The organism is Asticcacaulis sp. SL142 (assembly GCF_026625745.1).
GTDB lineage: Bacteria > Pseudomonadota > Alphaproteobacteria > Caulobacterales > Caulobacteraceae > Asticcacaulis.
In genome coordinates, this window is the sequence record NZ_CP113061.1 from 347,371 (window position 1) to 367,902 (window position 20,532).

Below are 20,532 nucleotides of genomic sequence, written 5' to 3' on the forward strand. Positions count from 1 at the left end.
CGCTTCAAACAGGCAAAGCGGCCAAAGGTCAAGAGGCCAGCTTGGGGTCCGTAGCGTTTCGCATGGCCTCCAGCCAGTGTGTCGCCTCGGTCAGTTCATTGAAGGTGCGCACGATCCGCAGAGGTAAGCCCGCCTCATAGGCTTTTTGGCGGGCATGGGTCAGGGGGTCTGCACTGACGATAGCGGTAAGCCTGCCCGCATCACGACCGCGGGCGGCCTGATTCCAGGCCCGTGCCATCTGCGCCAGATCATCCAGAACGACAACGCCTTCGAACCGTCGCATATCGAACAAAGAATCGTAAAGCCAGGGCTGTTCGAGGGCTTGAAACTGGGCCGCAAGTGTTTCGGCTATCGTTTTTGAGTCCAGATCACCAAAATATTTCACGGTGATCATCCGGCGGTCATTATCAACGTCAAACACAAGGCGCGCACGAATGGCCATAATGGTGTTTTTTCCTGAAGACGCTTAAGGCTGGTACTGACCAATGCTAATAGAAACAAGCCGTCTTTATAGGCCTAAAAATTGGCAACCGATTTCAACGCATCAACCATTTCATAGTTCGGCAGTTCGCCCTTTTCGACCCAGGCCATACCGTCTTTGAATTCTCGGAAAGTATATATATTTTTGTTTTTGAATGACGTCCGAACATTGCCGATACGCGCAAAACTGACCGGGTTGTGGGTGATGATGGCGCCGCGCACAGTGTTGTGATAATCCCCGGCCAGAGCCTGCCAGCGTTGTCTGAGATCATCGATATGACTGACATGCATCAGGCCATCGTGACGAGATATGTCCAAAACAAGATGATAATGCCAAGGTTCATTGAGCACCGCGTAGGTCTTCATCAGGGTATCAACGATTTCAGCACCGTCGACATCCCCAAGGACTCTGAACACAATGATCTTGCGGTCTTCGTCTAACCTAACCGTAATTCGCGATCTGATCGCCATGACCGATTGCCCTTTGGCTTAATCCTTGGTTTTCTAAACTATACCTTTCGACGTTTAACGAATGATTGACTTAAGGGTAACTGCGGAAAAACGCCAAAAAGCGCAACGCCGTAGGGCGATGCGCTAAAGGGATTGACGCAATATGAATTTAAGCGACGTCGGCGGCGACGCGGAAGGACACGATCTTGCCCGGTGCGCGCGGCGGCTCACCCTTGGGCAGGGCGTCTACGTGTTCCATGCCCGACGTGACCTGCCCCCAGACCGTATATTGGCGGTCAAGGAAATTGGCATCGTCAAAGCAGATGAAGAACTGGCTGTCGGCGGAATCCGGGTTCATCGAGCGGGCCATCGAGCAGACGCCGCGCACATGGGCCTCATTAGAAAACTCAGCCTTAAGCTTTTTGCCGGAACCGCCATAGCCCTGACCTTCGGGATCGCCGCCCTGAGCCATGAAGCCGGGGATAACGCGGTGGAAGACGATGCCGTCGTAAAAGCCTTCGCGGGCCAGTTCCTTGATGCGGGCGACGTGGTTCGGTGCCAGATCAGGGCGAAGTTCAATGACGACTTCGCCGGATTCGAGGGTCAGAATGATGGTGTTTTCGGGATCAGCCGACATGGTGCGTCCTCTTGGAGTATACAATTGCGCCCCTCTTAGGCCATCGCGCCCCGTATTTCAAAAAGTAATTTAACGTCAGGTCATTTTGCGAAAGGCTAAAAAGCGCTATAGCCCTGACATGAACGATAAAAAAACGCCTGAAGACGCCCCCGAAGCGCGCCGTAAAATGGTCAAGCCCCCGACCGGTGGCAATCTGTCTGGCCGTAACAAGGGCCACACCGCCGTCAAAACCGCCAAGCAGCGCACGGAATCCTCGGCCAAATGGCTGGAGCGGCAATTAAATGACCCGTTTGTGGCGCGGGCCAAGGCCGAAGGCTGGCGCTCACGCGCAGCATTCAAGCTGACCGAGATTGATGACCGCTTTAAGCTGCTGCACCGCGGGGTGAGAGTGGTTGATCTGGGCTGTGCGCCCGGCGGTTGGGTTCAGGTCGCCAAGAAACGCGGCGCGGCCCATGTGGTCGGGGTTGATCTGCTGCCGGTCGATCCGGTGCCGGGGGCGGAGATCATTCAGGCTGATTTTACCGACCCTGAGGTCGGCCCGCGTCTGATGGAGATGCTGGGCGGTAAACCTGATCTGGTGCTGTCGGATCTGGCGCACAATACGGTCGGCCATAAGCAGACCGATCACCTTAAGATCGTCGGTCTGATCGAGATGGCCGCTGATTTTGCCATTTTGAACCTGAAACCCGGCGGCACCTTTGTGGCCAAGGCCTTTCAGGGCGGTGAAACCCATGCTGTGCTGGATATCCTCAAGCGCAATTTCACCGACGTGAAGCACATCAAACCCAAGGCCAGCCGTCAGGGCTCATCCGAGACTTTTATCGTGGCGATGGGGTTTAAGGGTTAGGCTTTCTGAATCACGGGCACAATCCCCGCGATCTTCAACCGTGCCCGGTGGCGCTCCATCATGGCGCCAAACACCCGACCAGCAAACAGCGGGCGCAGGCGATACGACAGCCAGACAAGGCCTTTGGCGATTTGGTACTGCGTGGAATGGCTCATGGCGTCGCCTTATCGAGAGAGGGGATAGTTCATATTACCCCGAAGTGATTAAGGTCGCCGTTACAAGCGTGGTTAAGGTATGGTTTCTGTCGCGATTTCCTTGGGCGCAGTATATCGCCAGACGCACCACGCACTGATCCCACCAATAATACCGAAGAAGCCTGAGACGCTGTAGATGCTCATAATCATGGGTGGCCACTGAGAGCCAGGCGTGTTCATTAAACTCAGCAGTAAAAAAGGCGCGCCTGCTATTATCAGTCCGCTAAGCGCTGACGTCCACAGATTGAGGCGACCTAGTGTCTCCAGTTTGTAAAATAGCGGCAATCCCAAAATCAAAATATGCAGCGACGCAATTATAAATGTAATCGGGGTTGTAAGCAGCGTAATCAATATAAAAAGAGATAAGTCAAAGCCCCCGCTCATTATGAGCAGATAAAGGCTAAGGGCGATGCCCGGCATCAACGCCGCCGCAAACCATGCCCAGAGTACACGTTGCATCATCGTCATTCCGGATATCCCCCATGGTAACCTAAATCACGAGACTGCTCCGATTTAGCAGAATGTGAAACAATTTTTTCGTACCGGCCCCTTTACGCAGAGACCCGCTTGGCTTAGGAACAACCCGCAAAATGGAGAGTCCGTAATGGAAATACGCGAAGGCTTAACCTTCGACGACGTTTTGCTGGAACCCGGCCCGTCAGAGGTCATTCCCACTCAAGTCGATACGAAATCTAAATTCACCCGCTCGATCAATCTCAACATCCCGCTGGTGTCATCCGCGATGGATACGGTGACCGAAGCGCGTCTGGCGGTCGCCATGGCGCAGGTTGGCGGGCTGGGGATCATTCACCGCAACTTAAGCATTGAGCGTCAGGCCGAAGAAATCCGCGAAGTTAAGCGTTTTGAGTCGGGCATGGTCATCAACCCGATCACCATCAATCCTGAAACGACGCTGGCTGAGGTTCGTGAAATCATCGCCCGTCGCGGTATTTCCGGCTTTCCGGTGGTCGAGCGCGGCACGGGCAAGCTGGTCGGTATCCTGACCAACCGCGATATCCGCTTTGAAAGTGATAATTCCAAAACCGCCGCGCAACTGATGGTGCGCGAAGGGCTGATTACCCTGAAAGACGGCAGCGTTCAGCAATCGGTGGCCCGCCACCTGATGGCTGAGCACCGCATTGAGCGCATCATTGTGGTCGATGACGCTTACCGCGCCGTTGGCCTCGTCACCGTCAAGGACATGGAAAAATCGCAAGCCTACCCCAGCGCGGCCAAGGACGACGCCGGTCGGCTTTTGGTGGGCGCGGCGTCCACGGTCGGCGATGCGGGTTTTGAGCGTTCGGTTGGGCTGATCGAAGCGGGCGTGGATGTGGTCGTGATCGACACCGCCCACGGCCATTCGATTCTGGTCTCTCAGGCCGTTGAGCGCATCAAAAAAGCCTATAACCACGTTCAGATCGTGGCCGGTAATGTCGCGACCTATGACGCGACCCGCGCCCTGATTGATGCCGGGGCTGATGCGGTTAAGGTCGGCATCGGGCCGGGCTCAATCTGCACCACCCGCGTCGTCGCCGGTGTCGGTGTGCCGCAGCTCACCGCCATTATCGACTGTGTGCGGGCCGCTGAGGGCACTGGCGTGCCGATCATCGCCGATGGCGGCATCAAGCTGTCGGGAGATCTGGCCAAGGCCATTGCGGCGGGCGCTTCAACCGCCATGCTGGGATCGATGTTTGCGGGCACCGAAGAGGCGCCCGGTGAGGTCATTCTTTATCAGGGTCGCTCCTACAAATCCTATCGTGGCATGGGCTCGGTCGGGGCTATGGCGCGCGGCTCGGCCGATCGCTACTTCCAAAAGGACGTGCAGGACACCATGAAACTGGTGCCCGAAGGCATCGAAGGTCAGGTGCCCTACAAAGGCCCGATCGCGCCGGTGGTTCACCAACTGGTCGGTGGTTTGCGCGCGTCAATGGGCTATGTTGGCGCTCCCGATATCGCTGAGTTCCAGAAGCGGGCGCGGTTTGTGCGCATCACCAATGCGGGCCTGCGCGAAAGCCATGTCCACGATGTGATGATCACCCGCGAAGCTCCAAACTACCGCCAGTAGCGTAACAGAGAGCGCCGCTAATACCGGCGGCGCTGATCTGCACCGGAGCCGTCCATGACCCATGAAGTGTTCATACTTGTCTATGCTGTTATCTTAGGCCTGATCCATCTGGTGATCACGGCTGCGGCGGCGCGCCGTCAGGAAGGCAATCTGAAATGGGCGGCCGGTCCGCGTGATGAACCGGTGGTACATACTGGCATGGCTGGCCGGTTGCAGCGGTCATTTGCCAATTTCAAGGAAACCTTCGTTTTCTTTGCGGTGATTATCATCTGTCTGGCGTTGCGTGGACGCACAAATGAGCTATCCCAATTGGGCGCCACCGTCTATCTGGTGGCGCGCATTTTATACATTCCGGCCTACGCCTTTGGCTGGCCGTTTCGTTTCGCGATCTGGGGCGTGTCGATGTTTGGAATCGTCACCTGCCTGATCGCCCTGTTGATTTAGGACACGATGACCCCTGCCGCCCGATTAGCTGCCGCTGCCGACATTCTCGACATCCTCAAAGGTACGCGCAAAGCCGCCGAAGAGATACTGAAAGACTGGGGCCGCAATCATCGCTATGCGGGCTCAAAAGACCGCCGTGCCATCGCCGATAAGGTCTATCAATGCCTGCGGGCGCGCGAACGCTTGTCTTTTGCCATGGATTCCGATTCTGGCAGGTCGTTGATTTTAGGCGCTTTACATCTGCTGGATGGTGTCACGATTGATGAGATTGACCAGCTTTATACCGGCGAAGGTTATGCGCCGCCCAAGCTATCACTTGCGGAGCGCAATCGGCTGTCAGCGGGTGAGGGCGAGGCTCCGCAGTGGCTGGAAGCGGGGCTGCCCGCCTTTGTGTCTGAACGCCTCAAAGCCGTCTATGGCGATGACTGGTTGAAAGAGGCGGAGGCGCTAATGCTGCCGCGCGCGCCGATTGATCTGCGCGTCAATGGCGACCGCGAACCGATCCGTCAGGGCTTGGAAATGCTGGGCTATAAGCCGGAACTGACGCCGTTTTCGGCCTTTGGTTTGCGCCTGCCCGCCGATCCGCCGCCCAATGTGCGCGCATTGCCTGCGTTTCGACAGGGCATCATCGAAATTCAGGACGAAGGCTCGCAACTGGCGGCGTTTCTGGCCGGTGCTAAAGCCGGTATGACGGTGATTGATTATTGTGCTGGCGGCGGCGGTAAGACGCTGGGGCTGCTGCAGGCGATGCAGACGCCGGAGGGCAAAACATCGGGGCGTCTGGTGGCCTCGGATGTCGAAAAAACGCGCCTGAACAATATCAAACCACGCTTGGCCCGCGCAGGCCTTGAGGCCGAGTTCCGCCAGTTGACGAAGGACGGTGAGGGGCTGGAAGACCTAATCGGGGTGGCCGATCTGGTGCTGGTCGATGCGCCCTGTTCCGGTTCCGGCGTGTGGCGCAGACGGCCCGAAACCGCCCATAAACTGACCGAGGAGGAAGTGGCGCGGCTGCATGACTTGCAAACCGCCATTCTTCATCGCGCGTCGCGTCTGGTCAAACCAGGCGGACTGTTGGCCTATGCCACCTGTTCGATCCTGCCGGATGAAAATGACATGACGGCGGACCGGTTTGAGGCCGATCATCCGCAATTTGAGCCGCGCCCGATTTCTGAGGCCGTACAGGTGCCGCACATCACGACCGAAGGTGCTGCCGAACTTGCCAAAATCGCGGGTACCAGCCACCGCTTACGCCTGTCGCCGGGCACATCCAATACTGACGGTTTCTTCGTCGCCCTCTATCAACGGAAAGCTTAAAGCCCATGCACCATGAAAAGGTTCTGATCATAGATTTCGGTTCGCAAGTGACCCAGTTGATCGCCCGCCGGGTGCGTGAATGTGGCGTCTATTGCGAAATCCACCCCTTCACCAAGGCGGTTGATGCGCTTGAAGCCTTGCGGCCCAACGCGGTCATCCTGTCCGGCAGTCCGCACAGCGTCATCGACGAAGGCCCACGCATCGACGCGACCCTTTTCATGAAGGATCTGCCGGTATTTGGCATCTGCTATGGCGAGCAACTGATGTGCGAGCTTCTGGGCGGTAGGGTCGAAAGCGGTCATCACCGGGAATTTGGACGCGCCGAGATCGAGATCACCAAAGCATCACCGATTTTCAAAGGCTTGGACACCAAAGAGACCGTGTGGATGAGCCACGGCGACCGCGTGACCGCCATCCCCGAAGGCTTTGAGGTTATTGCTACGTCCGAAGGCGCGCCTTTTGCCGCGATTGCCCATGAAGACAAGCGTTTTTACGCGGTGCAGTTCCACCCGGAAGTGGTCCACACTAAGCGCGGCACCGACATGATCCGCAACTTCCTGTTTGAAATCGCGGGCCTCAAAGGCGACTGGACGATGGCGGCTTTCCGTCAGGAAATGATCGAGAAGATTCGCAAGCAAGTTGGCACCGGTAAGGTTATTTGCGGGCTGTCGGGCGGGGTGGATTCCTCCGTGGCGGCGGTGCTGATCCACGAAGCTATCGGTGAGCAACTGGCCTGCGTGTTCGTCGATACCGGCTTGTTGCGCAAAAACGAGGGTGAGCAGGTTGTGACCCTGTTCCGTGACCACTACAATATCCCGCTGATCCATGTTCAAGCACAAGACAAATTCCTTGGTGCGCTGGCCGGTGAATTCGATCCTGAGAAAAAGCGCAAGACCATTGGCCGCCTTTTCATCGAGGTGTTTGACGAAGAAGCGGCGAAAATAGACGGCGCAGAATTCCTCGCGCAGGGCACGCTTTATCCCGACGTGGTCGAGAGCGTCTCGCCGCACGGTGGGCCATCAACCGTCATCAAATCGCACCATAATGTCGGCGGTTTGCCCGACTATATGAAGCTGAAACTGGTCGAGCCCTTGCGTGAACTGTTCAAGGACGAAGTGCGCGCCTTGGGCAAAGAACTGGGCCTGACCGATGCCTTTGTCGGTCGCCACCCGTTCCCTGGGCCGGGGCTGGCCATCCGTATCCCCGGTGAAGTGACGCCGGAAAAGGTCAAAACCCTGCAAGACGCTGACGCCATCTATCTTGATGAAATTCGCAAGGCAGGGCTTTATGACCAGATCTGGCAGGCCTTTGCGGTGTTGCTGCCGGTGAAAACCGTCGGCGTCATGGGCGATGCCCGTACCTACGAGGATGTGCTGGCGCTCAGGGCCGTGACCTCATCGGACGGCATGACGGCGGACTTCTATGAGTTCCCATGGGCCGTGCTGGGGCGCTGCGCCACCCGTATCGTGAATGAAGTCAGAGGGGTCAACCGCGTCGTTTATGACGTAACCTCAAAGCCCCCCGGCACGATCGAGTGGGAATAAAACCTGCGGCTTTTTTGCACCCCGTGACTTACCCACACATAGGCTGGGCCTGGTTCCGCCTCTGGCTAATTCAGCCATGTATTGCCACTCGTTACTGGCGAGAATTTTTCTTTTCAAGATAATTGAATTTTTGCCTATTTAATAAATGATTTCAGTCGCGTAGGTATCATTATTTAACGCGATGTCGATCCATGTTTCATGGCCATTACGATAAATTAATTCAGATTTGTTACAATAAAAGCTCAGGCGGTATGGGTTTAATGTAATAATGGTACGTGAATACTATATAGGGGACGCGGTTTACTTTAAACTGGTAAAAAGCGCCTATGGTAATTTGTTACCAATGCTGTTTGTGAATGTGGCGGCTGCGCTTGGGGCGACGTGGGTATTAATGCACGCGGGCTTTGCTGCGGCAATATACTGGTTTGGCGGCATGATTTTCTTAAGTCTGCTTCGATTAGCAGGTTTGCAGAGATTTAACGCCCTGCTTCGAAGGGCATTGATAACCAAGAAAAGTGACCTTACCCAGTGGAAGAAATACTATGGCGTAGGGCTGTGTTCATCAGGGTTATTGTGGGTGATCCTGGCATGTGACGTTGTACTGGGTGTGAGCGGAACGGCCAGCGTGTCCGCAAAATATACACTTATCATCATCATATCCTCCCTGGCGGGTGGTGCCACAGGCGTAACGGCAGCCCTGAAGCGGGAAGGGCGTCTATATATTAGCATACTTTTGCTGCCAGCTTCGGTGGCTCTGGCGGTTGCAAATTCCGGCGATATTGTTATCGCGGGGCTTGGTATTGTGTTCTGGGTCGTTATGCTTGTGGGCCACAAGAATAACCATCATATCCTCCGCCAGAGCTATGAACTTCAGCACGAAAACTCGAACCTCATTCATAGCCTACGTACCTTAAACAGTTCGCTGGAAGCTAAGGTGGTCGAACGCACTGTGGCTTTGAAGGAAATTGCGCACAAGGATGCACTCACGAACCTGCTAAATCGCCGAGGCTTGATGGAGTGGGCACATCAAACCTTAGATGAAAACCCCGGTTTGCGCCTGGCTGTCTTGTTTCTTGATCTTGATCGGTTCAAACAGGTCAATGACGCTCTGGGTCATGATGTGGGTGACCATGTGCTCGCATGTGTGTCCAGGCGGATCCATGAGCAGTTGTTTTCAGATAGTGTGATGGCCCGTTGGGGCGGCGACGAGTTTGTGATTGCGGTGCCTCTGAAGTCGGGGGATACCGAGCATCTTCAGCACCTCCCGTCATTGATTATCGAGGCGGCAGGTATGCCTGTTATGCTGAATGGCGAAGAAATTAAATTAGGGGTTAGTATAGGTTACGCAATTTACCCGGATGATGACCCGTCTTTTACAAATATCATCCAGGCGGCTGATCTGGCGGTCGCGGAGGTCAAACGTACCGAACGCGGCGGCGTTCTGGCTTATAGTGAAACCTACGCCGAGGTGCAGCGCCGGCGCTATGATCTCAGTCGAGCCCTCGCCAAGGCGATTGGCACGAACGAGCTGAGTTTAGTGTATCAGCCAATTGTGAGTGCAAAAACCGGGCGTGTCGTAGCCCAGGAAGCACTGGCCCGCTGGAACCATCCCCTCCTGGGTCAGATCAGTCCCGACGAATTCATCAGACTTGCAGAAGATACGGATAGAATTAATGCCTTAGGGGAATGGACCCTTACTGAAGCCTGCCGTTATGCAAAAAGCTGGAGCTCTGACGCGTCGCATGTGAAAATTGCCGTCAATGTTTCCATTAAACAAATGGTGCGGGGGCATTTCGATTTAAAGGTTGTTCAAATTTTGAATGCCACGGGCCTCAGCCCAAGCCGGCTTCAACTTGAAGTCACTGAGTCAGTCTTTGATGATGAGCATATGGAAATGGTGCTGTCCTGCGTGAAAAATCTTCGGGACCTTGGTGTCGACGTTCATATCGACGATTTTGGAACCGGATATTCATCGCTGTCGCGGCTTCACCGCTTCCAGGTTGGGGCTGTAAAAATAGATCGGTGCTTCGTGAATGAGCTCTCCGGTAAGGGGCGCGTTGTCATTGAAAGTACCGTTATGATCGCGCGCCAATTCGGCTTTGAAATCATCGCTGAGGGCGTTGAAACGGTGGAACAAGCCAAGGCACTTTATGAAATCGGAGTGGATGAGTTTCAGGGGTACTACTTTGGTCGCCCGCAGGCCGAGGCATCGCACACGGCGTTTCGCCCTGTCTGGGCTGGTGGCGATCACCTGGAGACGCATCAAAGACACGGGCGCAATTAACTACCGATGCTTTGCAGGCTTAGTCTTATCATATGGGTCTGACTGTTGGGGCCGTCGGGAAAAGTAAGACGAATTTCTCCGAGTCAGTCCTCAATGGTATCGTGGGTGGCAACCGCGCCGCGCCGCCAGTAGCCTGCGGCTTTCAGCCATTTCGGATTGATGCCGTGGTCTCTAATGAGTTGAGTGCGCAAGGCTTTGGCGGTGGCGGACTCGCAGGCAACCCAGGCGTAGCAGTCGCCCGCCGGGAGGTGGATGGTCTTTAAGACTTCGCTTAGCGTCTGACCTTCACGGCGATAAATCCAGTGTATAGTGACATCGGCGGGGGTATCGAAGCTGAGTTGGTCGGTCTCAGACTCGACTTCGACCAGCACCACAGCTTTGGCACCAACCGGCAATTCTTCCAAACGGCGGCCGATTGCGGGCAGGGCGGTCTCATCGCCAATCAGAATATAGCCGTCAAAGGCCAGAGGAATTACAAACGAGCAGCGCGGCCCGCCGACCCTAAGTTCATCGCCGACTTTGGCGGTCTGTGCCCATGTGGTCGCTGGCCCCGCCTCATGGACGGCGAAGTCGAGCGTGAGGTGGTTGTTTGTGCGGTCATAGGCGCGCGGGGTATAGTCGCGGGCGATGACGGTCTGGCCTTCCGGCATCTGCCTTATACCGTCGGGGCCCAGCACAGGTGTGGCAATCTCACCGGTCGCGGGATCAGGGAAAAAGACCTTTACATGGTCGTCGAAGCCCAGACTGGTAAAGCCGGTCAGGTCATCGCCGCCTAATACGATCCGGATCATGTTTGGCGATAGATGATGTTTTGACACAACTTTCAGGTGGCGGGCCGGGCCCAGATTATGGCGTACGCGTACCGGCGCGTGTGGATCGGCATCGGTCATTCAGATACGCTCCACCTTTTTGGCGGCGTCATCCAGAATGTCGGCAATGGCTTCGATTTCGGTCAGGGTCAGGGGCTCACGGTTGAGGCGCAGATGAAGAGCGGTTTTAAAGTTTTCAATCGCCCGCACAATCTGGGGCGGGCGTTCGCCCAGTCGGTCCTTGCCGCGTTCAAGGCGGCCCATGGCGTCCGCGACCGCCTCGGCGTTTTGTGTCAGGAAATCCAGACCAGCAGGCGTGATGGTATAAAGCTTGCGGCCGTCTTCGGTGGCGGCAATGGTGGCATAGCCGAGTTCCTCGATCCAGCTCAGGATCGGATAGACCACGCCGGGGCTTGGGCTATAGGCGCCGTCGAGTTTATCTTCGATCGCCTTGATCAGTTCGTAGCCATGGCTTGGTTTTTCACTGATGTAGGTCAATAGCACCAGACGCAGGCCGCCATGGCCGAAAATGCGCCCGCCACCGCGCCGTTTACCGTCTCTGCCTTCAGGAGAGTCGCCAAAACCGCGACCCTGACGACCTTTACCCATGCCGCCAAAGATGTCGTCGCGTTGCCGCAGGATGTGTGCGCCGCCATGGCGCATGTGTGCAAATTTCTGCATTTCTATATCTTTCTTAATTTTAGACAATATTTAGATATATCTAAAACGCAACTAAATCAAGATGCAGTGCATGAATTTTATTTAATGTCGGAATCTGCATCCAAATGGCCGTGTCAAAGGCTCTAGTCATCACAGGGCCGGTTATAGGGGCCCGCAACTTTTTACTGAGGAGTATGACTATGGAACTGGGAATTCTGGTGCCCCTGGCACCATTCATCATGGTGATTACCATCGTTGTGGTGTCAAAGATTTATAAAAACAAGGAGCAGGAAGAAATCCACAAGACCTTGCGCATGGCTATTGAAAAGGGCCAGAACCTGTCGAAAGAGGACTTCGACATTCTGCGCAATAATGTGAAGGTCAAATCGCCGATGAACGATATCCGCAACGGACTGATCACTATGTTCGTGGGCATAGGTATCTGCGTGTTCGGGTATTTCCTGAGTTTTGAGAAAGGTGACGCCCTTTATCCGCTAATCGGTATTGGGGCTATTCCGGGTTTTATCGGCCTGGCGCTGGTCATCATCGGTCTGTTTGGTCTGGCTCAAAAGACAAAGGATTAAGCGGGCTTAAGCACGCGACCCTTTCATGCCACAGTCACCCAGTCACAACTCTGCGCAGGATCAGTCCGATATCGACCTCATCGGTCGGGCGGTTACCGGATCGCACACCGCTTTCGGCGAACTTGTCCGCCGCCACAGCGGGGCCTTGCGCACGCATTTGCGGCGGATGGGGGCGCAAAGCTCAGATGCTGACGATATCGCGCAGGAAGCCTTCATGGCCGCATTTGAGCGCCTGTCTGAGTTCCGCTTTGAAGGGCCGTTTATTGCTTGGTTGAAGATGATCGCCTCGCGCCGGTATCTGAAAAAGCTGAAAGCCGCCCAAAAGTACCTGTTTACCGATGATATTACCCTGTTTGAGACACCGGATCAGGCACCGCCCCCGGCTGATATGCGATTGCATGATCTGGATAGTGCGCTCTCACAGCTTAAGCCGATAGAGCGGGTGTGCGTGACGCTTAACTTCAGTGCCGGGTTGTCTCATGGTGACGTGGCCGCTGAGACCGGTCTGCCGCTGGGGACGGTAAAAAGCCATATTAAACGTGGGCTGGATCAGCTTAAATCCGCGCTCACGGTGCCAAACGCTTCAGCTCAACCAAATTCTTCAGCTCAACCAAATTCTCCCTCTCAAGACGCCGCGACCGTTTCTGCGACGCCGACATTCATGGACGAACGAAGATGACCGACGACAAAGATCCTTATATCCGTGCGCTCTTTGACATAAGTCCGACCTATGACGATGCGCCGGCTTTCCAGCAAAAGGTCATGATGGGGCTGACGCTCAAATCGTGGCTCAGGCAGGGGCTGGTGGTGATTTCGGGGCTGATCGGCGGGCTTTATGCCCTGACGCAGTTTGTACGTATGCCGGAATGGTCGCTCAAAGGGGGGGGGCTTTACACCGGCTCACTTCAGATGGCGACCCGCCGTACCGATGCCACGGTTGAGGCCGGGGTTGAGTTTATTGACATCATGGCCCGCGGACTGGCTGACAGTTTGTTTGCCGTGGGCGGCTATGTGCAGTGGATGCAGACGCCGCAGTTTTTCTGGGTAAGCTTTGCGCTCTGTTCGTGCATTCTGGTGCTCTACTTGTTGAATGATGCTCAGGAACGCATATAAGTCCTCAGCGCCGCCAGTTCCCGGCGCGCATTAAGAGGTTCGACTGTGAGTATTCATGCCAAGGTCAAGCGCCTGACCGCCCCTGAAATCTACGCCCGCAAAGGGCAGGTGCCGCTGGTGTGCCTGACGGCCTATACGGCGCCGGTCGCTGAAATTCTTGATGAACACTGCGATGTGCTGCTGGTCGGCGACAGTGTCGGCATGGTGGTCCACGGCCTGCCGTCGACCATCGGGGTCACTATGGACATGATGATCCTCCATGCGCAGGCGGTTATGCGCGGGTCTGAGCGGGCGTTCGTGGTGGTTGATATGCCGTTTGGTTCCTATGAGGCGGGACAGGAACAGGCCTTTCATAATGCCGCGCGACTGCTGAAAGAGACGGGCGCTCAGGCCGTTAAGATCGAAAGCGGGCCGACCGTGCATGAAACCGTCGCCTATCTGGTTCAGCGCGGTATTCCGGTCATGGGCCATGTCGGTTTGCGCCCGCAGGCGGTCAACGTCGATGGCGGGTTCAAGGCCAAGGGGCGCACTGAACTTGAGCGCAAAAAAGTCATTCAGGAAGCGCTGGATACCGATGCGGCCGGGGCCTTTGCTATCGTGATTGAAGGCGTGGCTGAGGATCTGGCGCGCGAAATCACCGGATTGGTCAAGGCGCCGACCATTGGAATCGGGGCTTCGGCGGGCTGTGACGGGCAGGTGTTGGTGACCGATGACATGCTGGGGCTGTTCGACTGGTCGCCCAAGTTTGTGCGCCGGTATGCCGATATGCGTGGGGCGATTTCAAAGGCGGCTGAGGATTATGCCAAAGATGTCCGCGATCGCAGCTTTCCCGCCCCACAAGAGACATATTTTGCCAAATAAATAGCCCAAATCGATGGGTGTGGGGGCTTAACCGCTAAATCCCCGGCTAAATTCGTTGCGCAACCTCGTGCTTGTCGCTAGGTTCGCGCGCAAAACAGGGTTAAAACACCTCGGCATATTGCGAGGCCTGAGATTATTGAGGATTATTCGTGAGCGATATTTTTGAAGAAGCCGAAGAAGGGCTTCGCACGGAAAAATGGACCAGCATCGCTAAAAAGAGCGCGCCCTGGGTGGGCGGTGGTCTGGGATTGGCGCTGCTGGCCGCCCTCGGTGTCTGGGGCTTTACCCATATGCAATCCAAGGATGCAGCCAAGGCATCTGAGTCTTACGCCGCGGGTCTTGAGGCCCTGCAATCGGGCGATAAGGCTAAGGCCGCCAAGGATTTCGATGCGACCGTCAAGATCGGCGCCGAGGCTTATGAGTCCATGGCGTTGACCCAGCTTGCCGCCATTGCGCTCAGTGACGATAAGCCCGCAGACGCTCTGGCCAAGCTGGACGAAGCGGCCAAGGTAACCGGCGATCCACTGCTGAAAGATCTGGCGTCGCTCAAAGCCGCGTACATTGACTTTGATGAGAAAGCGACTTTTGCCGACCTTGAAAAGCGTCTGACCCCGCTGACCAAGGACGGGCGGCCCTATCAGGCTCTCGCCAAGGAAGCGCTGGCCATGGCCAAGATTCAGAACGGTGACCTCAAGGGGGCGCGCGCTGATCTTGAGACGCTGGCGATTACGCTTGGCACCCCTGATGGTGTTAAGGAACGTGCCCAGCAGGCGGTTCAGGCGATTGATTCCGGGGCGGCTGATCTGGCGCGCAAGATTGTCGCCCTGCCCAAGCCGTCGGATGAGCAACTGCGCGCACAGGTCATGAAGCTTCAGGCGATGCAGCAGGCGCAAATGCAAGCCCAGATGCAGGCTCAGGCGGCGGTACAAGGTCAGGCACCTGCGCCGCAATAACGCTAACCGACACACTATAAACTCCAGATATATCCGAGACGGAAACCCCAATGATGCATTCTAAGGCTTACATAAAGACCGCCAGCGTTATGGCTTTGGCCTTGGCCGTGGGACTTTCCGGCTGCTCGACGATCAGCCGCCTTAATCCCCTGAACAAGGGGGACGAAGGCCCCGAAGCTGTGGCGACACAGGGTGAGCGGATTTCTATCGTTGCTTTCGATCAGAAGATGGCACCTTCGGAAAGTCTGGCGGGCATTGATTTCTATATTCCGGAAGCCAAGACGGTATCCTCGTGGCCCAAGGCCGGTGGCCCGGATGGGGTTGAAATCGATCATGTTGATGCTGCCAAGGATTTCAAAGTCGCGTGGACGAAATCGATCGGTGAAAAGTCCAAGGGCCTGTCGCAGGTTCTGGCACCGCCTGTCTCGGACGGTAAGCTGATCTATGTCATGGACGGCAATGCCCACGTCAGCGCTTTTGACGTCAATTCCGGTGAGCGGGTATGGGAGCAAAACCTCAACCCTGACATCAAGCGTGACAAGGATGCCTTTGGCGGCGGTCTGGCCCTGAATGGCGATAAGCTGTTCGTGACGTCTGGCTATCGTCTGGTGGTCGCCCTGAACGCTCAAACCGGCGCGCGCGAGTGGGAAAAGACGCTGGATTCGCCCGCGCATGCCGCCCCAGTCTATAATGCCAAATATGTGTTTGTGACCGATGTCGATAACCAGTTGATGGCCTTTGATGTCACGACCGGCGATCCGATGTGGACCTATCAGGCCATTGTGGAGCCGGCCCGTATTCTGAAAGCGTCCTCTCCGGTTATCGGCGGTAATGTGCTCTATGCGCCGTTTTCATCCGGTGAATTAATTGCGCTGGATACCAATACCGGCAGTCCGGTGTGGCAGCAGGTTCTGGCCCGTACCAGCCGTACCAACGCCCTGTCTGAAATCCGCGATATTTCCGGTCACCCGGTGATCTATCGCAACGAAGTGTTCGCGGCCTCCCATTCGGGCGTGTTTGCGGCCATGGATCTCAAGACCGGTCAGCCGCGCTGGACCGTCAATGCCGACAGCATAAACACACCTCTGCCCGCCGGGGATGTGGTTTATCTGGCGACCGTTCAGGGCGAACTGATGGCTGTCAACCGCGATTCCGGTCAGGTCTACTGGCTGGCCGACCTGAATGAAGGCGAGCCGAAGACCAAGAAAAGTTTCTTTGGTCTGGGTAAGGAAAAGAAAATCGGTATTCGCACCGTCTGGACCGGGCCTATTTTGGCGTCCGGGCGTCTGATACTGGTCAATTCGGATGGTAAGGCTGTGGCGTTTGATCCAAAGACCGGCAAGAAAACCGATGAGCTTAAGATTGATGGAGCGGCCTTCATCGCGCCGATCCCGGTCGGCGATAAGCTGTTCGTTGTCACCAATGATGCCAAGCTGGTCGCGATACAGTAAATACTGGCATTTAGGCCCGTCTGTCTGTAAAGACGGGCCATGACACTTAAAATTGCTATTGTCGGACGTCCGAACGTCGGCAAATCCACCCTGTTTAACCGTTTGGCGGGCAAGAAACTGGCGATCGTTGACGATCAGCCGGGGGTTACCCGTGACCGCCGCTATGCCACTGGCCGCATCGGCGATATCGACCTGATGCTGATCGATACGGCCGGCTTTGAATATGCCGACGATGAATCCTTAGAATCGCGTATGCGCCAGCAGACCGAAAAAGCGCTGGATGAGGCCGATGTCGCCCTGTTCATGGTCGATGCCCGCGACGGGGTTTTGCCGCTCGATAAGATTTTCGCTGACCTGCTGCGTCACCGCGATGTGCCGGTGCTGTTGATCGCCAATAAGGCCGAAGGCCACGGGGCGCAGGCCCTGGCCGAAGAGGCCTATTCGCTGGGCTTTGGCGAGCCGCTGCACCTGTCGGCTGAGCACGGCGAGGGGATGTCCGACCTTTATGAATCGATCGAGAAATACCGCCAGCTTATCGAGGGCGATCATGTCGAAGGCGATGACGATAGTGAAGATGATGAGACCAAACCCATCCGCATCGCCATTATTGGCCGTCCCAATGCCGGTAAGTCGACCCTGATCAATAAAATGCTGGGCGAAGACCGCCTGCTGACCGGGCCGGAAGCCGGGATTACCCGCGATTCGATTTCGGTCGACTGGGAATATGAAGGCCGCCAGATCCGTCTGGTCGATACCGCCGGTCTGCGCCGCAAAGCCCGCGTGCAGGAAAAGCTGGAGAAGCTGTCGACCGCCGACACCATCCGCGCCATTACCTTTGCTGAGGTCGTGGTGCTGGTAATGGACCACGCCAATGCTTTTGAAACGCAGGATTTGCAGATCGCAGATCTTGTGGAACGCGAAGGCCGCGCCCTGATTTACGTCATCTCCAAGTGGGATACGGTCGAGGAACCGCAGGCCAAGCTCAAAGAGATCATGGACGAATCTGACCGCATCCTGCCGCAGCTTAAAGGCACGCAGATTGTGGCCCTGTCGGGGGCAACAGGGCGCGGGATCGAGCGGTTGATGCCGACCATCCTTAAGACCTATCGCAACTGGTCGGCCAAGGTGAAGACCCGTGACCTCAATGACTGGCTGGCTTTAGCTATCCAACGGCATCCGCCCCCCGCCGTTGACGGTAAACGCATTCGCCCGAAATATATGGCGCAGACCAAGGGACGTCCGCCGACCTTCGTGCTGTTTGCCTCACGCGCCTACGCCATGCCCGCGCACTATCAACGCTATCTTATCAATAGCTTGCGTGAATCTTTTGATATGCCGGGTGTGCCTATTCGCCTGACGGTTAAGGCCAATTCCAGCGTCAACCCCTATGACGACAGCAGTGGCGCGACCGGCACCAGCGGTCCGGCACGGGCGCGCGCGAAGGCTAAGGTGAAAAAACCGGGTGAGAAGCCCGCGCACCCCAACCGCGTCAAGCAAAAGCCCAAGGGCACCGTCGTGGCTCCAAAGGTAAAAGCCAAGCCTCGCACCGAAGCCGCCAAGCTGAAAACCTTTAAGGCCAAGGCGGCGGGCCCCAGCACCAAGCCGGGTGCCGCAGGTCCGGGCGGGCGTTCGGCTAAGCCTGCGGGGCGGGGTAAGCGCTAAACACTAACGCTGCTAATAACCGCCTCAGTCATATCGGACTGGCTGAGGCGGGCCAGAAGCCGCTCCAACGTCCCGATCAACTGATCTATATCAGCCAGTGTGACATCCAGTGGCGGGCGCAGACGGATAGAATCCGTACCGGCCCCCAGCAGCAACAGGTCTTCTTGCTCAAGGGCCAGATCGACCAGTTGGCCTTTGTGGGCGGGGGTACACAGGCTAAAACCCTGATAAAGGCCAAGGCCGCGCACATTGCCGATCAGGCGAGGATACTGCGCGACCAGCCCCTGTAGGCCCGCGATGAGATACTCGGTTTTGGCGGGCACAGCAGCCAGCAACCCTTCGTCCTCAACGATTTTCCATTCCTGAACAAAGCGCACCATGTCGGTCAGACTGCCGCCCCAGGTCGAATCGAGCACACCAATATCGTCCATCGGATTAAGCATGTAGACCGCGCCATTGCCGAATTTTTTAGCCACCGCAATGGCTTGGGGCGGATAGGGGACATCGAACTGATCGATCGCAAACACGGTGCCGGTCTGGCCACCGGCGGTTTGCACTTCATCCAGCCCCCAGCAGATGTCATAACGCTGACATAGCCGTGACAGTTCACGATAAAAATAGGGCAGGGCCATGCGATGTCCGCCCGCACCTTGCAGCGGTTCCATGATGACGCCCGCAATGTCATCGCCGTAGGTGCGCATCAGATATTCGAGGTTGGCGAGGCAATCTTCGGCGATTTTCAGGTTCTCATCTTCGCTGCGGCGCTCATCATATTCGGGGAACGGCACCTGAAGATTGCCGGGAATGATGCCGCGATAGTCGCGCGTGGCCACCGGATCATGGCTCAGATTGGTGATATTGAGCGCGTAAACCGTGCGGCCATGAAAGGCCTGCTCGAAATAGATGAAGCGGTGAACCCCTTTGGCGCCCTTCTTTTTCTGGTGCAGGTTGATGAAGTATTTCATCATATTTTCAACGGCTTCGGCACCGGAATTAACGGCATAGACCTCGACGCGCTCGCCCTTCATGCAGATCGGGTGCAGCCGGTGCAGCAGGCGGTAATAACTCAGGCACTCCGGTGTGAGAAAGTCTGGGTTCGCCATCTTATTATTGGCCGCGGCCACAAGATTTGCGACATATTCCGGCTCATAAAGGCGAGGGTGATTATAGCCGAGCAGGCGTGACCCATAGAGCCCGCTCCAGTCGGTGATCGTGCCGCCATCGACTGTCGAAAGCTTAAGCCCGCGTGAGGCCTTGATATCGACGCAAAATGGAAAGGGTTCGGCGATGACGTAGCGGCCCAGCTCATCAAGCATGGCCGCACTGGCAGGTTTGGGATAGGTGCTCATATCCCAAATGTGCGCCGAAAAAATCATTTTGAAAATAAAAATTTACAAAATGATGGCAATTTATGACAAATTGATTGAGGTTTAGTGCTTAATTTGCGCCCATTCACGGAAATGGATCGTATCCAGCGTCGGCACTTTGGCCGGGTCAGCCAGTTCCAGAATCAACGGCACAATCTCTTCCGGTGCGGGCAGGGTGTTTGGGTCTTCGCCTGGATAGGCCTCGGCGCGCATACGCGTGCGCATAGCACCGGGATTGACGATGGCCGGGCGAATATTGGTGATCTCTAACTCATCTGCCCAGGTGCGCACCAGCGCTTCGAGTGCGGCTTTCGAGGCCGCATAAGGCCCCCAGAAGGCGCGCGGTTTGGTGGCCACGCCGGAGGTGAAGAATATGCCGCGTGCCGCTTCGGACAAACGCATCATCGGTTCCAGCGCCCCGATCAGCCGGTGAGTGGCCCCCAGATTAAGTGCTATCAGGCGGCTGAAATCCTTGGGTTCGTAGTGCGAAACGGGACTAAGTGTGCCCAGCGTCGCTGCGGCATGGACAAAGACATCAATTTTAGCAAAGCGCTGCGCCAGGGCGTTGGACAATCGGGTCAGAGCGGCCCCGTCGATCAGGTCAAACGGAATGAGCGTGGCGTGCTGACCGGTTGCCTGAAAAATTTCGTCATCCAGCTCTTCAAGCGCACCCTGAGTACGCGCGCAGGCGATGACATGCGCGCCGGCCTTAGCCAGACCCAACGCACTGGCCCGACCAATGCCGCGTGAAGCGCCCGTGACAAGGGCCACGCGCCCGTGCTGAGGGCCGACAGGGGACGTCTGCATATTTTT

At 56.3% G+C, this 20,532-nt stretch carries 22 protein-coding genes; 13 read left to right on the plus strand and 9 right to left on the minus strand.

What is annotated here, in order from left to right:
- Window positions 1-28: 28 nt before the first annotated feature.
- From OVA03_RS01530 to OVA03_RS01540, 3 genes are all read right to left on the minus strand, one after another.
- The gene (locus tag OVA03_RS01530; protein ID WP_267526469.1) at window positions 29-442 is read right to left on the minus strand and encodes a hypothetical protein; all 414 of its coding nucleotides are present in this window, start codon (window positions 440-442) and stop codon (window positions 29-31) included.
- 74 nt (window positions 443-516) lie between these two features.
- A complete protein-coding gene (locus OVA03_RS01535) occupies window positions 517-951 on the minus strand; it encodes a hypothetical protein (RefSeq protein WP_267526470.1) in 435 nt (144 codons plus the stop codon).
- Between the two features lie 148 nt (window positions 952-1,099).
- Window positions 1,100-1,567 carry a peptidylprolyl isomerase gene (locus OVA03_RS01540; RefSeq protein WP_267526471.1) on the minus strand — a complete coding sequence of 156 codons (468 nt, stop codon included), beginning with the start codon at window positions 1,565-1,567 and terminating at the stop codon, window positions 1,100-1,102.
- 118 nt (window positions 1,568-1,685) lie between these two features.
- On the opposite strand from OVA03_RS01540, the gene OVA03_RS01545 reads away from it, so the two are divergent.
- On the plus strand, window positions 1,686-2,414 hold the full coding sequence (locus tag OVA03_RS01545; RefSeq protein ID WP_267526472.1) for an RlmE family RNA methyltransferase: 729 nt from the start codon (window positions 1,686-1,688) through the stop codon (window positions 2,412-2,414).
- On the opposite strand, the gene OVA03_RS01550 is transcribed toward OVA03_RS01545, so the two are convergent.
- Both OVA03_RS01550 and OVA03_RS01555 read right to left on the minus strand, forming a co-directional pair.
- On the minus strand, window positions 2,411-2,569 hold the full coding sequence (locus OVA03_RS01550) for a hypothetical protein (protein WP_267526473.1): 159 nt from the start codon (window positions 2,567-2,569) through the stop codon (window positions 2,411-2,413). The genes OVA03_RS01545 and OVA03_RS01550 overlap by 4 nt on opposite strands.
- Before the next feature lie 72 nt (window positions 2,570-2,641).
- Window positions 2,642-3,076 carry a hypothetical protein gene (locus tag OVA03_RS01555; protein ID WP_267526474.1) on the minus strand — a complete coding sequence of 145 codons (435 nt, stop codon included), beginning with the start codon at window positions 3,074-3,076 and terminating at the stop codon, window positions 2,642-2,644.
- Between the two features lie 136 nt (window positions 3,077-3,212).
- Between OVA03_RS01555 and guaB the strand changes: the two genes are divergently transcribed.
- The 5 genes from guaB (at window position 3,213) to OVA03_RS01580 (ending at window position 10,259) form a co-directional block, all read left to right on the plus strand.
- Window positions 3,213-4,673 carry an IMP dehydrogenase gene (gene guaB, locus OVA03_RS01560; protein WP_267526475.1) on the plus strand — a complete coding sequence of 487 codons (1,461 nt, stop codon included), beginning with the start codon at window positions 3,213-3,215 and terminating at the stop codon, window positions 4,671-4,673.
- 54 nt (window positions 4,674-4,727) lie between these two features.
- Window positions 4,728-5,117, plus strand: a complete 390-nt coding sequence (locus OVA03_RS01565) for an MAPEG family protein (protein ID WP_267526476.1) — start codon at window positions 4,728-4,730, stop codon at window positions 5,115-5,117.
- Window positions 5,118-5,123: 6 nt separating this feature from the next.
- On the plus strand, window positions 5,124-6,431 hold the full coding sequence (locus OVA03_RS01570) for an RsmB/NOP family class I SAM-dependent RNA methyltransferase (RefSeq protein WP_267526477.1): 1,308 nt from the start codon (window positions 5,124-5,126) through the stop codon (window positions 6,429-6,431).
- 5 nt (window positions 6,432-6,436) lie between these two features.
- The gene (gene guaA, locus OVA03_RS01575) at window positions 6,437-7,975 is read left to right on the plus strand and encodes a glutamine-hydrolyzing GMP synthase (RefSeq protein ID WP_267526478.1); all 1,539 of its coding nucleotides are present in this window, start codon (window positions 6,437-6,439) and stop codon (window positions 7,973-7,975) included.
- 268 nt (window positions 7,976-8,243) lie between these two features.
- The gene (locus OVA03_RS01580; protein WP_267526479.1) at window positions 8,244-10,259 is read left to right on the plus strand and encodes a putative bifunctional diguanylate cyclase/phosphodiesterase; all 2,016 of its coding nucleotides are present in this window, start codon (window positions 8,244-8,246) and stop codon (window positions 10,257-10,259) included.
- Window positions 10,260-10,342: 83 nt separating this feature from the next.
- Here OVA03_RS01580 and OVA03_RS01585 read toward each other — a convergent pair whose 3' ends face one another.
- Window positions 10,343-11,149, minus strand: a complete 807-nt coding sequence (locus OVA03_RS01585) for a siderophore-interacting protein (protein WP_267526480.1) — start codon at window positions 11,147-11,149, stop codon at window positions 10,343-10,345.
- A complete protein-coding gene (locus tag OVA03_RS01590; RefSeq protein ID WP_267526481.1) occupies window positions 11,150-11,749 on the minus strand; it encodes a PadR family transcriptional regulator in 600 nt (199 codons plus the stop codon).
- A gap of 179 nt (window positions 11,750-11,928) precedes the next feature.
- Here OVA03_RS01590 and OVA03_RS01595 point away from each other — a divergent pair, with 179 nt between their 5' ends.
- The 7 genes from OVA03_RS01595 (at window position 11,929) to der (ending at window position 18,352) form a co-directional block, all read left to right on the plus strand.
- On the plus strand, window positions 11,929-12,312 hold the full coding sequence (locus OVA03_RS01595) for a DUF6249 domain-containing protein (RefSeq protein WP_267526482.1): 384 nt from the start codon (window positions 11,929-11,931) through the stop codon (window positions 12,310-12,312).
- Window positions 12,313-12,337: 25 nt separating this feature from the next.
- Window positions 12,338-12,991, plus strand: a complete 654-nt coding sequence (locus tag OVA03_RS01600) for an RNA polymerase sigma factor (protein ID WP_267526483.1) — start codon at window positions 12,338-12,340, stop codon at window positions 12,989-12,991.
- Window positions 12,988-13,425, plus strand: a complete 438-nt coding sequence (locus OVA03_RS01605) for a hypothetical protein (protein ID WP_267526484.1) — start codon at window positions 12,988-12,990, stop codon at window positions 13,423-13,425. Before OVA03_RS01600 ends, OVA03_RS01605 begins: the two co-directional genes overlap by 4 nt.
- A 45-nt stretch (window positions 13,426-13,470) precedes the next feature.
- The gene (panB, locus tag OVA03_RS01610) at window positions 13,471-14,286 is read left to right on the plus strand and encodes a 3-methyl-2-oxobutanoate hydroxymethyltransferase (protein WP_267526485.1); all 816 of its coding nucleotides are present in this window, start codon (window positions 13,471-13,473) and stop codon (window positions 14,284-14,286) included.
- 149 nt (window positions 14,287-14,435) lie between these two features.
- Window positions 14,436-15,239, plus strand: coding sequence for a tetratricopeptide repeat protein (locus OVA03_RS01615; protein ID WP_267526486.1), 804 nt, complete (start codon window positions 14,436-14,438; stop codon window positions 15,237-15,239).
- A 50-nt stretch (window positions 15,240-15,289) separates the two neighbouring features.
- Window positions 15,290-16,690: a PQQ-like beta-propeller repeat protein gene (locus tag OVA03_RS01620; protein ID WP_267526487.1), complete on the plus strand. Its 1,401-nt coding sequence runs from the start codon at window positions 15,290-15,292 to the stop codon at window positions 16,688-16,690.
- Between the two features lie 39 nt (window positions 16,691-16,729).
- Window positions 16,730-18,352, plus strand: a complete 1,623-nt coding sequence (der, locus tag OVA03_RS01625; protein ID WP_267526488.1) for a ribosome biogenesis GTPase Der — start codon at window positions 16,730-16,732, stop codon at window positions 18,350-18,352.
- Here der and OVA03_RS01630 read toward each other — a convergent pair.
- Window positions 18,349-19,701 carry an aminotransferase class III-fold pyridoxal phosphate-dependent enzyme gene (locus OVA03_RS01630; protein ID WP_267526489.1) on the minus strand — a complete coding sequence of 451 codons (1,353 nt, stop codon included), beginning with the start codon at window positions 19,699-19,701 and terminating at the stop codon, window positions 18,349-18,351. The genes der and OVA03_RS01630 overlap by 4 nt on opposite strands.
- An 81-nt stretch (window positions 19,702-19,782) precedes the next feature.
- Window positions 19,783-20,526, minus strand: coding sequence for an SDR family NAD(P)-dependent oxidoreductase (locus OVA03_RS01635; protein WP_189487651.1), 744 nt, complete (start codon window positions 20,524-20,526; stop codon window positions 19,783-19,785).
- Window positions 20,527-20,532: the final 6 nt, after the last annotated feature.

Coding starts and splice junctions, on each gene's coding strand:
- OVA03_RS01530 (WP_267526469.1), bottom strand. CDS start 442: ATGGCCATTCGTGCGCGCCTTGTGTTTGACGTTGATAATGACCGCCGG.
- OVA03_RS01535 (WP_267526470.1), bottom strand. CDS start 951: ATGGCGATCAGATCGCGAATTACGGTTAGGTTAGACGAAGACCGCAAG.
- OVA03_RS01540 (WP_267526471.1), bottom strand. CDS start 1,567: ATGTCGGCTGATCCCGAAAACACCATCATTCTGACCCTCGAATCCGGC.
- OVA03_RS01545 (WP_267526472.1), top strand. CDS start 1,686: ATGAACGATAAAAAAACGCCTGAAGACGCCCCCGAAGCGCGCCGTAAA.
- OVA03_RS01550 (WP_267526473.1), bottom strand. CDS start 2,569: ATGAGCCATTCCACGCAGTACCAAATCGCCAAAGGCCTTGTCTGGCTG.
- OVA03_RS01555 (WP_267526474.1), bottom strand. CDS start 3,076: ATGACGATGATGCAACGTGTACTCTGGGCATGGTTTGCGGCGGCGTTG.
- guaB (WP_267526475.1), top strand. CDS start 3,213: ATGGAAATACGCGAAGGCTTAACCTTCGACGACGTTTTGCTGGAACCC.
- OVA03_RS01565 (WP_267526476.1), top strand. CDS start 4,728: ATGACCCATGAAGTGTTCATACTTGTCTATGCTGTTATCTTAGGCCTG.
- OVA03_RS01570 (WP_267526477.1), top strand. CDS start 5,124: ATGACCCCTGCCGCCCGATTAGCTGCCGCTGCCGACATTCTCGACATC.
- guaA (WP_267526478.1), top strand. CDS start 6,437: ATGCACCATGAAAAGGTTCTGATCATAGATTTCGGTTCGCAAGTGACC.
- OVA03_RS01580 (WP_267526479.1), top strand. CDS start 8,244: ATGGTACGTGAATACTATATAGGGGACGCGGTTTACTTTAAACTGGTA.
- OVA03_RS01585 (WP_267526480.1), bottom strand. CDS start 11,149: ATGACCGATGCCGATCCACACGCGCCGGTACGCGTACGCCATAATCTG.
- OVA03_RS01590 (WP_267526481.1), bottom strand. CDS start 11,749: ATGCAGAAATTTGCACACATGCGCCATGGCGGCGCACACATCCTGCGG.
- OVA03_RS01595 (WP_267526482.1), top strand. CDS start 11,929: ATGGAACTGGGAATTCTGGTGCCCCTGGCACCATTCATCATGGTGATT.
- OVA03_RS01600 (WP_267526483.1), top strand. CDS start 12,338: ATGCCACAGTCACCCAGTCACAACTCTGCGCAGGATCAGTCCGATATC.
- OVA03_RS01605 (WP_267526484.1), top strand. CDS start 12,988: ATGACCGACGACAAAGATCCTTATATCCGTGCGCTCTTTGACATAAGT.
- OVA03_RS01620 (WP_267526487.1), top strand. CDS start 15,290: ATGATGCATTCTAAGGCTTACATAAAGACCGCCAGCGTTATGGCTTTG.
- der (WP_267526488.1), top strand. CDS start 16,730: ATGACACTTAAAATTGCTATTGTCGGACGTCCGAACGTCGGCAAATCC.
- OVA03_RS01630 (WP_267526489.1), bottom strand. CDS start 19,701: ATGAGCACCTATCCCAAACCTGCCAGTGCGGCCATGCTTGATGAGCTG.
- OVA03_RS01635 (WP_189487651.1), bottom strand. CDS start 20,526: ATGCAGACGTCCCCTGTCGGCCCTCAGCACGGGCGCGTGGCCCTTGTC.